The organism is Candidatus Benthicola sp., assembly GCF_058719085.1.
Genome location: NZ_JBZQEK010000190.1, coordinates 1 through 9,163 on the forward strand (window position 1 = coordinate 1; position 9,163 = coordinate 9,163).

12 protein-coding genes are annotated in these 9,163 nt (G+C 65.4%); 6 read left to right on the forward strand and 6 right to left on the reverse strand.

Going from position 1 to position 9,163, the window contains the following annotated elements; translation table 11 throughout:
• Window positions 1–852: fatty acid desaturase family protein (locus AC36XV_RS13280; RefSeq protein WP_492204169.1), on the reverse strand; the 852-nt coding region annotated here is incomplete at its 3' end.
• A 200-nt stretch (window positions 853–1,052) separates the two neighbouring features.
• On the opposite strand from AC36XV_RS13280, the gene AC36XV_RS13285 reads away from it, so the two are divergent.
• Together AC36XV_RS13285 and AC36XV_RS13290 are read left to right on the forward strand one after the other, a co-directional pair.
• Entirely contained in the window at window positions 1,053–1,295 is a 243-nt protein-coding gene (locus AC36XV_RS13285; RefSeq protein ID WP_492204170.1) for a DUF6868 family protein, read from the forward strand.
• 142 nt (window positions 1,296–1,437) lie between these two features.
• Window positions 1,438–1,869 (forward strand): hypothetical protein, encoded by a 432-nt coding sequence (locus AC36XV_RS13290; protein WP_492204171.1) that lies wholly within the window; start codon window positions 1,438–1,440, stop codon window positions 1,867–1,869.
• Window positions 1,870–1,946: 77 nt separating this feature from the next.
• On the opposite strand, the gene AC36XV_RS13295 is transcribed toward AC36XV_RS13290, so the two are convergent.
• The gene (locus tag AC36XV_RS13295) at window positions 1,947–2,510 is read right to left on the reverse strand and encodes a YceI family protein (protein ID WP_492204172.1); all 564 of its coding nucleotides are present in this window, start codon (window positions 2,508–2,510) and stop codon (window positions 1,947–1,949) included.
• 92 nt (window positions 2,511–2,602) lie between these two features.
• Window positions 2,603–3,073, reverse strand: a complete 471-nt coding sequence (locus AC36XV_RS13300; RefSeq protein ID WP_492204173.1) for a MarR family winged helix-turn-helix transcriptional regulator — start codon at window positions 3,071–3,073, stop codon at window positions 2,603–2,605.
• 140 nt (window positions 3,074–3,213) lie between these two features.
• Here AC36XV_RS13300 and AC36XV_RS13305 point away from each other — a divergent pair, with 140 nt between their 5' ends.
• Entirely contained in the window at window positions 3,214–4,956 is a 1,743-nt protein-coding gene (locus AC36XV_RS13305) for a mechanosensitive ion channel family protein (protein ID WP_492204174.1), read from the forward strand.
• Here the strand turns inward: AC36XV_RS13305 and AC36XV_RS13310 are convergent.
• Entirely contained in the window at window positions 4,953–5,495 is a 543-nt protein-coding gene (locus AC36XV_RS13310; protein WP_492204175.1) for a hypothetical protein, read from the reverse strand. The two genes, AC36XV_RS13305 and AC36XV_RS13310, sit on opposite strands and share 4 nt — an antisense overlap.
• Before the next feature lie 24 nt (window positions 5,496–5,519).
• On the reverse strand, window positions 5,520–5,822 hold the full coding sequence (locus AC36XV_RS13315; RefSeq protein ID WP_492204176.1) for a hypothetical protein: 303 nt from the start codon (window positions 5,820–5,822) through the stop codon (window positions 5,520–5,522).
• Window positions 5,823–6,194: 372 nt separating this feature from the next.
• On the opposite strand from AC36XV_RS13315, the gene AC36XV_RS13320 reads away from it, so the two are divergent.
• The 3 genes from AC36XV_RS13320 to AC36XV_RS13330 all read left to right on the forward strand — a co-directional run bounded on the left by AC36XV_RS13320 (window position 6,195) and on the right by AC36XV_RS13330 (window position 8,744).
• On the forward strand, window positions 6,195–7,187 hold the full coding sequence (locus AC36XV_RS13320) for a lectin-like protein (RefSeq protein ID WP_492204177.1): 993 nt from the start codon (window positions 6,195–6,197) through the stop codon (window positions 7,185–7,187).
• A gap of 358 nt (window positions 7,188–7,545) precedes the next feature.
• The gene (locus tag AC36XV_RS13325; protein ID WP_492204178.1) at window positions 7,546–7,797 is read left to right on the forward strand and encodes a hypothetical protein; all 252 of its coding nucleotides are present in this window, start codon (window positions 7,546–7,548) and stop codon (window positions 7,795–7,797) included.
• Window positions 7,794–8,744: a fibronectin type III domain-containing protein gene (locus AC36XV_RS13330; protein ID WP_492204179.1), complete on the forward strand. Its 951-nt coding sequence runs from the start codon at window positions 7,794–7,796 to the stop codon at window positions 8,742–8,744. The genes AC36XV_RS13325 and AC36XV_RS13330 overlap by 4 nt, the downstream gene beginning before the upstream one ends.
• 54 nt (window positions 8,745–8,798) lie before the next feature.
• Here the strand turns inward: AC36XV_RS13330 and AC36XV_RS13335 are convergent.
• The coding region (locus AC36XV_RS13335; protein WP_492204180.1) for a LysM peptidoglycan-binding domain-containing protein at window positions 8,799–9,163 on the reverse strand (365 nt) is incomplete at its 5' end.

Here is a 9,163-nt window from a genome sequence, read left to right on the forward strand (position 1 = left end):
CTCCGCGTAGGCCTGGAGATGGTCACGCAGCTCCGCCGGGTGCTCCGTCCAGTGGCGCGCCGGCTTCCAGTGGTGGCTGATGTGGTAGCCGTCGTTGAAGCAACGGCGGTTGTAGCCCGAGTTGATGCACGTGATGCTGTTCACGTAGCAGTTCCCCGGTTGCGACGCATCGACAAACGCGTGCTGCGCCCAGTTCCCCGACATCATGGCCGTGCGCGTGACGACCAGGGTGAACCCGAAGACGAGCAGCGTGGCCTTCCAGTTCACCAGGGCCAGGGCGGCCACCACGACGAACCAGATCGCCGTCCCCATGCGCCAGCGATTGAGGATCTTCTTCCGGTTGTGGCTACGCAGGTACCGGGAGAGATCCCGGCCGCCCAGGACCAGGAACCTCCCCAGGTAATGGAAGAAGAAGTCCCATGCGCTGTCGCGTTGCAGGTGCATGGTGGAGCTCAAATCCTCGTCGAGGTTGTTCTCCGGGTGGTGCATTCCGACGTGGTGAGCGAAGTAGACGCCGGGCATATGGCCGAACGGCATGCCCAGGATCGCGATGAACGGCCAGTCCAGCCAACCGAACTCCTTCCGGAAGTACTTCCTGTGGCAGATGTTGTGGAGCATCAGCGTGTAGGGTCCGAGCTGATACCCGTACCAGGCCACGAACAAGAGGGCGTTCCACCACCGAAAGTCGACGTACAGCCAGGTCACGAGGCCGAGCAGGACGACGAGATTCAGAACCTGCACGCGGGCGAAGGGAAGGTCCCGCGGGTCGCGGATCAACTGAAGGAAGAGGCGGTCGAAGCCCCCCCGGGCCGGAGGTGCGCTCATCGGGTCCGTCAGGTCGAGGGCGTGCATCACACCTCCGGGATGGAAGTCAGCTTCTGGAATCTACCGGTCCCACAACAGCCACGCACACTTCGGGCTTCCGACGGTGTCGTGGTCAGATTGACCAAGGAGCCGGTCTGGGGGCAGCTGCGTCGGGCATTGGTCACTTCCTCGAGCGGACGCCTCAGCCTAGCTTCCTGTCGCCCCTGTTACCCTTCCGAGGAGGTGTCATGAACGTCGACTTCTTCACCTCGTTCCTCGCCTGGTGCACGCTGGTCAACCTTGTGGTGTTCCTGATCTGGTGGGCCTTCATCGCGGCGGGCGGCAGCTGGATGCAACGGACGCAAGCGAAGTGGTTCCGGGTCAGCGAAGAGAGCGTACCGGACGTTCACTACCGGGTCATGGCGTACTTCAAACTGCTGTGGGTGTTGTTCAATCTCACACCGTACATGGTGCTGCGTCTCTTCCTCTGACGGGCGGTGACGGGCCTGGCAACGGCTGGCTCGCCTGTTGTCGATATCGCAACTCCCTGCTAGCTTACAACTTGTCTGGCACCTCCCCCCCCTGCCAGACGCGTTGTGTCGGTCCCTGCCCACCACTGTGACGGAGAGGACCATGTTCGAAAAGCTGAGTCTGACGTTCCTGGCCGGTGTGCTCGTGCTGGCGATGACTCCCATGGCCGCAGAGGCCCAGGGGTCACCCGCTGACTCTCCCGGGCATGAGCCCCTCGCAGCCAGTCAGCCGACAGAAGACTTGCAGGCGGCTCCGGATTCCGGGCCCGTTCTGGCGACCCTGAGGCTCTCGTACGAATCCGCGGGGCGGCTGGCTCCCCCGACCACCGACTCTGCCCTGAGTGAGGAGACGAGTCGAGTGGATGACACGACACCACTTCCGGCTGCTGCGAAGGGATCCGCGACCGGCCTCGGGCTGATGATCGGTGGAGCGGCGGCCGTCGTCGGAGGGCTCTTGATCGGAGGCACTGCGGGCGACGTGATCGCGGTTGGAGGCGTGGTTCTCGGCGTGTGGGGTATCATCGTCTACTTCTGAGGCGGGACGAGCACTCTGTGGGCGAGAGGGCCGCCCGTGAAGGCGCGGCCCTCCGCTCGAACTTGACCGGGGATCCGTCAGTCGATCTGTCGGATCGCCTGGATCTCCAGCACGATCTTCACCTCACTGCCGACGAGCACGCCGCCGGCCTCGAGCGCCTGATTCCAGGTGAGCCCGAAGTCCCGCCGGTCGATCGTCGTCTCGGCAGAGAAGCCGATCCTCTCCTGGCCCCAGGGGTCGACGCCCCGTCCCGTCTCCACGACCGGCAGCTCGACTTCCCGAGTGACCCCGTGAATCGTCAGGTCACCAAGGACCAGAAGCTCGCCTTCCCCGCGCGGCCGAACGGAGGTGCTCCGAAACGACAGGGTGGGGAAGCTCGCCACGTCGAAGAAGTCGCCCGAGCGCAGGTGCTCGTCCCGCTGTGCCTGGCCGGTATCGATGCTGGCGGCCTGAATGACGGCCTCCACGCTCGACTCCCCGATCGATCCCTCGGGGCCGAGGACCACCCTGCCTTCCACCTCTTCGAACCGGCCCCTGACCCGGGCGAACATCATGTGCTTGATCTCGAAACCGATCTCGCTGTGCTGAGCGTCGATGTTCCAGGTCGTCGTACCGGATTCCACCGCGGTCATCGTCGTCATCTGAACCTCCTCATGGTTGTGTTCACACTAATTGTTGCAACACGCAATTGGCGAAAAAAAACAGCCGGCTCCATTCCCCGGGAGCCCCTTCCTCACACCATCCGATCCCGCGCTTCTTCCAGCAAATCTGCGAGCTTGCGGAGGTCACTCTCGTCCATGTGACCGAGCAGCTCCTCGTGCATTCGGGTGACCGGTTCATCCAGAGCCGCCAGCTTCTCCAGGCCGCCGGCGGTGATTCGGGCGGTCACGTAGCGCCGATCGTCTTCGTTCCGATCCCGGCCCACGAGCCCGGCGTCCACCAATCGGTCCAGGAGCCGGGTCACATCCGGAACCGCCTTGAGCATCCGCTCTCCCACTTCGTTTCGGCACAGCCCCTCTTCGCCTGCTCCCCGGAGAATTCTCAACACGTTGTACTGCGTCGGGGTGAGGCCGTGCGGCTTCAGCCGCTCAGCCACCGCATGCTCCAGCAGCGCTGCGGTTCGGAGGAGGTTGAGGGACACTTCCTCCTCGGTGCTCGCGAACCCTCTCGTGCTCCGGATCTCCGTGCTCAGTTTCGGACTCATGTGATCACAATACATGTTATAACATATATTGTCAATGGCGGCAGCCCGGGTCCGGATCCCCGCGGGGCCGCGTTCCCCGTCCGGCGATGCTATATTCACCATCTATGAACGTCTCCTCGGCACTCGGTAGTTTCCGGCGGGTGTTGCCAGTCGCCACGGTCCTGTGGCTCCTGCTGACCGGAGCGACACCCATCGTCGCTCAGCAGCCGGACCCGGCGTCACCCGGCGCCGTCGCTGAGAGTCCGGCACCCGGGGACACGCTCTCCCGCGTGGCCGGCCTTGCCCGAGCGATCATGGACACGCTGCAATCGACGGTCGACAGCGTCGCCCTCCTCCAGTCCATCGAGTTCACCGACCCGGACGCCGATGTGGAGCTTCTCCGGGTTCTCGTGGTCGAGCAGTTCTCCGTGAGGCAGGAAGCGCTGGAGGAGATGGCGACCCTCATGAGCGAGGCGGCTCCGGGTAGCCTTGCCGTCGACTCCATACGCTCGGAGCTGCGGGATTACATCGCGGCGCACATCGCGCTCATCGAGAATGGCCTCGCCTACCTCGATCGGGATTACGAGCGCTTCAGACGTGAACGGAACCGTGCGACGCCGGAGGAGATCGGCAACCTCGAGGCGCACATCCGGCAGACGCGTACGTGGGCGGACTCATTGATCCGATACGAGGCGCTGGCGCTGAGCGTCGCGGGAGAGATGCAGCTGGGACTCGACGACCGATGGCGGACGTTCGAGCATCGGCTGCACAACATCGCCGAGACGTCGACCGGCCAGCTGCATCTGGTCGCCGCCCAGAGAGATGCTCTCGAGGAGCAGATCGGCCTCGAGGAGGGGACGGACTCGCCCGACTCGGAGATCGCCGGCCTGCGCCTGAGGCTGGCGGCGCTCGAGCTCCGAATCGAGGGCATCGCGGGCTCCATGAGTACCGTGATCGAGATTCTCGATCGGCGCGGGTATGACACGACGGAGTACGAAGAGGTCCTGATCCGGACGACCGGCGAGGTCACCGGCGAGGTCCTGGACCGGGGCGTCCTGAGTCGGTTGGCCCGGGATTTCGCGTCGGATACGTGGCAGTTCCTGCGACACAACGCCGGCACCGCGTTCGTCCGGGCGTTCATCGTCATCTTCTTCATCGTGCTCTTCCGCGTGACGTTCGGCCTCTTCTGGCGACTCGTCGTGGCCGTCCGACCCAGAAAGGGCTCGAGACTGGTCCGGGATCTGATCGGCAGGACGCTGAGACCCGTGTCCTCCCTGCTCGGACTGATCGCGGGCCTCACGTTCATCGGGGTACAGACCACGACGCTGCTGGCGGGGCTCGGAATCGCCGGCCTCGTGGTCGGCTTCGCGCTCCAGGACTCGATTTCGAACCTGTTCGCGGGGTTCGCGATCCTCGCGAACCGGCCGTACGACCTCGATGATATCGTGGATGTCGCGGGGGTCATCGGGACCGTGCGGGCCATGGGGCTCTGGACCACGACCGTCATGCGTTTCGACGGCCGCCGGCTGATCATTCCGAACCGCAACATCTGGGGCTCGGCCATCGAGAACTGGACCGTCGAGGAACGCCGGCGCGTCGAATGCGTGGCCCGCATCGCGTACGAGGCCGATCTTCAGAAGGCCCTTCAGGTTCTCGAACAGCTCCTCCGCGAAGAGCCGCGAGTGCTCGCCAATCCGGCTCCGTACGTGTGGGTCAGCAACCTCGACGAGTCGGGGGTCGAGATCAAAGTGTGGGGCTGGGTGAAGTCCGAGGACTGGTGGCCCTTCTACTCCGAGCTCCGGCGCCTGGTGCGCTTGAAGCTGGCGGAGGAGGGGATCGAAATGTCCGCCCTGCGTTATCGGCAGGTCTCCCGTACGGCGGAGGAGCCGCCGGAGGAGGCCTAGACCGTCTCGGACGTATCGGCCTGCCCGAGGTCGTTGCCCAGATAGCGTCCTCTCTTCTTCAGCGCTCCCCACGTTCCGATACCCGGATCTCCGTACGAGTCGATGAACTCGCGGAACTCGGGCCGGAACGTTTGCTTCCTCTCCTTCCAGTAGGCCTGGAAACCGGGGGCCTTGGCGTAAGCTGCGTACAGGCGCTCGTAGCCCTTCCACACCTCGGGGTCGACCGCACCGCTGTGATACTGGTAGTGAGCGTCTTCGAACATGCGAAGGAGAGAGAAGCAGAGTTCGATGAACCGGGCCTGCTCCTTCTCGTCCAGTTGGCCGGGATCCTCCGTGCCCACCTGAAACGTCCAGGCGAGTTCGGGATCGAGGAGCAGGGGCCGGTTCCAGTCACGAGCCGCGGCCGCGATCGATCTCGACGTGGCCAGTCGTGTCGCCCGGGTGTTCTGGCGCACCTCCCGGGCCAGATAGACGAGCGTCGTGATGACGCCGGCGGCTCCAAGGAACTCGCCGATGGCTCCGATCGCGGTCCAGTTCACCGTGGCTCCGTGCTCTTCCTTCGACTACTCCGCACAGTACGCCGTCGCCACGATCTTCTCCTGCTGGCCGATGAGCACCCAGGCAGTCTTGGTGCCGATCGTGACGCCGGTCAGACCCTTGCCGCCGCACTGCTCCAGCAGGTCGCTGATGAGGTCAGCCGACGTACTCTCGGGTAAGGGCGAGAGCCACAGCGGGTTCAGCTTCGAGGCCTCGGCCGTGACCTTCTGGCCGGGTCGGTGAACGACCGTGGCGGACACGGGGAGGGAAACACAACCCGCTACCAGGGTCACGCTTCCCAGCAGAGCGGCTGCAGTCCATCGCTTCATCGGTGCCTCCCGGTTGCGAATCTTGCCGTCCTAGTCAAAACACGCACCGTCCGCGTGTCGTTCATCGGGGCGCGTAACTCAGATCCTGCCCGGTTTCTGACCGGTGGCACGATTACTGGGCAGCTCTGCAATCTCTTCTCTCCCGGTGCACCGCACGTACGTGGCAGCCGCGCCACATCGCAATCTGCAAAGCCACTATTCTGCTCATCCACAGATACTTACGTGAGCATCGGACCGTGGCGCAGCGAATGGTACGACGCGTGCCCGTCGGGCCACCGGAACACGCTCGCACCCGGACCGGGACCTGGTGGATTCCATCGTCCCGGCCTCGAGGCACTCGAGCCGAAGCGCAACGCCAGCAAGGTGGTCTCAATGTCCCGACGTGCGATGGCAGCCCTGGGCCTTTCGATCGCGATCCTCTCGGCCTGCGACAGTGAGCCTCTGGGGACCGAGCAGCCCGTTCTCCTGACCATGGATGCGGAGGTCCTGGGCGGGACGCCCCTCATATGGGAAACGAACGGTCACGCATACGATGCGATCGCGGCGCCCACGAGCGCCGGGATCAACTGGGTCGATTCCAGGGATGCAGCTGCGGCGCTCACGCTGGGAGGGTGCGCCGGATACCTGGTCAGCATCACGTCCCGGGAAGAGAACGACTTCATCGTGGCGAACCTGAGCGAGGCGTTGCCTCCGGGCAGCCGCGGGTACTGGATCGGTGCCTGGCAGCCGCCGGGCAGCGAGGAGCCAGCCGGCGGTTGGACCTGGGTCAGCGGTGAGCCCTTCGAGTTTACCAACTGGAACGTCGCCAAGAACGAACCGAACGATTACCGGGTGGTGTGGCCCGAGACCGGTGAGGAAGCGGCTCACCTGTGGGACGATGGCTCCGGGACCTGGAATGATCTCGCGAAGCTGGAGCGCACGCCCGGCTACGTGGTCGAATACGATCCTGCATGCGCCGCCGCGGTTCAGAACGTGCTCATCGGAGTGAAGCCGGCAAGAGGGCCTTCGCCCCGGCCGATCAATCCACGAAGCTGGGGAGTCATCACGGTGGTCGTGTACTCGACCTCCGTCGCCGATGGCGAGGCCTCGGACTTCGACTCGTCGGAAGTGGATCCCGGAACCGTGAGCCTGGGCGACGCCGAGGCTCCCGAGGCCGGAATTGCCCTCCGGATGAACGGCACGCAGATGATGCGACTGCGAGACGTGGACGGCGATGGCGACGAGGACCTCGTGCTGCAGTTCAGGACTCGCGAACTGGCCGAGAACGGTGATCTGCAACCCGGCACCTCGCAGCTGACCCTGACCGGGCAGACGTTCGCGGGCGAGCTCTTCGAAGGGACCAGCGCCACCCGACTGGTTCCCTGACGTCCGGGCGTTCCTGCAGAACCCATGTACCCCACCGGCGCTCCGCCGGTGGGGCTCCTCCGTTACCGCTGGTTTCACCCCGAGCGAGCCGTGTCCGCGCTGGCAGGGAGCTTGCGCCTCATCCAGGAGTTTGGAGGCAGCCCGGATCCGGTCCAGACCGTAACTACGGGCCATTCGTCTAGCTATGGGCGGCACGACTGTGGCATCGAATACTCGACAATCGGGGCTCTTGTGGTGCGCTCGCCACACGCGGGCGCTCCTTCTGGCACTGAGCGCCGTGACGTCTGCGACGCTTCTCACAGCCTGCGCTCCGGACGGTCCGGGGTCGGTACCGACCCATCCAACCGATACCTACACCGTGACTCTCGAGTGGGACGCGCCCACGGAGGACGCGCTCGGCCGACCTCTCGGGGACCTAGCTTCCTTTCGCCTCTACTACCGGGAGATCGGCGCGCCCGCCTTCGAGCCCGAGATCGACGTGGGCATGGCGAGCCGTGCCTCGCTGCAGGGACTGGCGGCGGGCGAGTACGTCTTTGCGGTGACGGCCGTGGATGACCTCGGAAACGAAAGCGAGCTGTCGGAGCCGCTGGTCGTGGAGGTGGGTCCATGAGGCCGATCGTTCGGGCCCGATCCGTCATCCTCGGTCTGCTTCTCCTCACGGCCGCCGCCGTGGCCCGACCCTCCGCGGCTTTCGCCCCTGACAAGCCCAGGGACCTGAAGGTGGAGAAGGTCGGCAGCCGATTCGTCGAGCTCGACTGGAGGCGTGTCAGTCGGACCGAGTTCTACCGGGTGTACCGAGACGGAAACGTCGTGGCCGAGCCGAGGCGAAGCGACTACCGGGATGAAGGCCTGCAGCCCGAGACCACCTACGAGTACCGGATCAGTGCCGTGGATGACGACGGCGATGAGGGTCCATGGAGCGATCCGGTTCAGGTGACCACGGACGCGTTGCCCGGTCCCGAGGCACCCACTGCGTTGGAAGCGAGGGCCGCGGGTCCACGCCGCATCGACCTGACCTGGTCCGCCGCAGAGAGCGAAGCGGGCATCGGGTTCTATCGGGTCTTTCGGGATGGCACGGAGGTGGGGACCTCGGATTCCACGAGCTTTGCCGATGTGGGGCTGGAGCCGGACACGGAGTACGAGTACACGGTGTCCGCGATCGATCTGTCCGGACGGGAGAGCGACCCGAGCAAGCCGGCCTCGGCTACCACGCTCACGGAGCCGGGACCGCCTCCGCCCCTGAACCTGGCGGCGACTCCCGTGGGCCCGAGCCAGATCGACCTGGACTGGGATCCTCCCGAGCCCGGGCCCGACTCTCGCCCGATCGAGGGCTACCGGGTCTACCGGGAAGGGCAGCCCATGGGTCTCGTCGTCTCCACGGCGTTCGGTGACACCGGGCTCTCACCCGATACCGAGTATGGATATGCCGTCTCCAGCGTCGACGATCGTGGGGTCGAGGGGGAACGCAGCCCGGAGGTGTTCGCGACGACGGATCCCCCGGCCGATGTGATCCCACCGGCGGCTCCTACGGGACTTCGATTGGCGGGGGAGGGCTGAGGAGCGGCCGGCCGGGCCGTCTCCGATGTGTGAAGAGCGCGGCCGTGTGACCGCTCAGCGGGGGCTCGGAAGCGCGAGCACCTGGCCCGGATAAATCTGGCTGCTCCGGAGATCGTTGAGCGCCCGCAATTCCGGGACGCTGGTTCCGCTGCGACGGGCGATCGACCACAGCGAGTCCCCGGAGCGGACCCGGTACTCCTGGCTCGATGCCAAGGCGTCCGCCGACGCACGTCGCTCGACGTACCTCGCATACTGGCTGGGAAAGAGCGCCACGTGGAAGTGTGGCGGATTCCGCTCGTACGTTGCCTCCAGCACACCCGCCCGCTCGAGGCCCAGGAGCACGCTCTCCATCCAGGATCGACAGGCGCGGTTGTTGGTGCGCCTCAGGTCCATGGCCATCCCCGTCGGATGTACGGAGC

Bases quoted from the DNA above. Each gene is read 5' to 3' on its own strand.
- AC36XV_RS13290 (WP_492204171.1), top strand. From the start codon at position 1,438: ATGTTCGAAAAGCTGAGTCTGACGTTCCTGGCCGGTGTGCTCGTGCTG.
- AC36XV_RS13320 (WP_492204177.1), top strand. From the start codon at position 6,195: ATGTCCCGACGTGCGATGGCAGCCCTGGGCCTTTCGATCGCGATCCTC.
- AC36XV_RS13300 (WP_492204173.1), bottom strand. From the start codon at position 3,073: ATGAGTCCGAAACTGAGCACGGAGATCCGGAGCACGAGAGGGTTCGCG.
- AC36XV_RS13330 (WP_492204179.1), top strand. From the start codon at position 7,794: ATGAGGCCGATCGTTCGGGCCCGATCCGTCATCCTCGGTCTGCTTCTC.
- AC36XV_RS13285 (WP_492204170.1), top strand. From the start codon at position 1,053: ATGAACGTCGACTTCTTCACCTCGTTCCTCGCCTGGTGCACGCTGGTC.
- AC36XV_RS13315 (WP_492204176.1), bottom strand. From the start codon at position 5,822: ATGAAGCGATGGACTGCAGCCGCTCTGCTGGGAAGCGTGACCCTGGTA.
- AC36XV_RS13295 (WP_492204172.1), bottom strand. From the start codon at position 2,510: ATGACGACGATGACCGCGGTGGAATCCGGTACGACGACCTGGAACATC.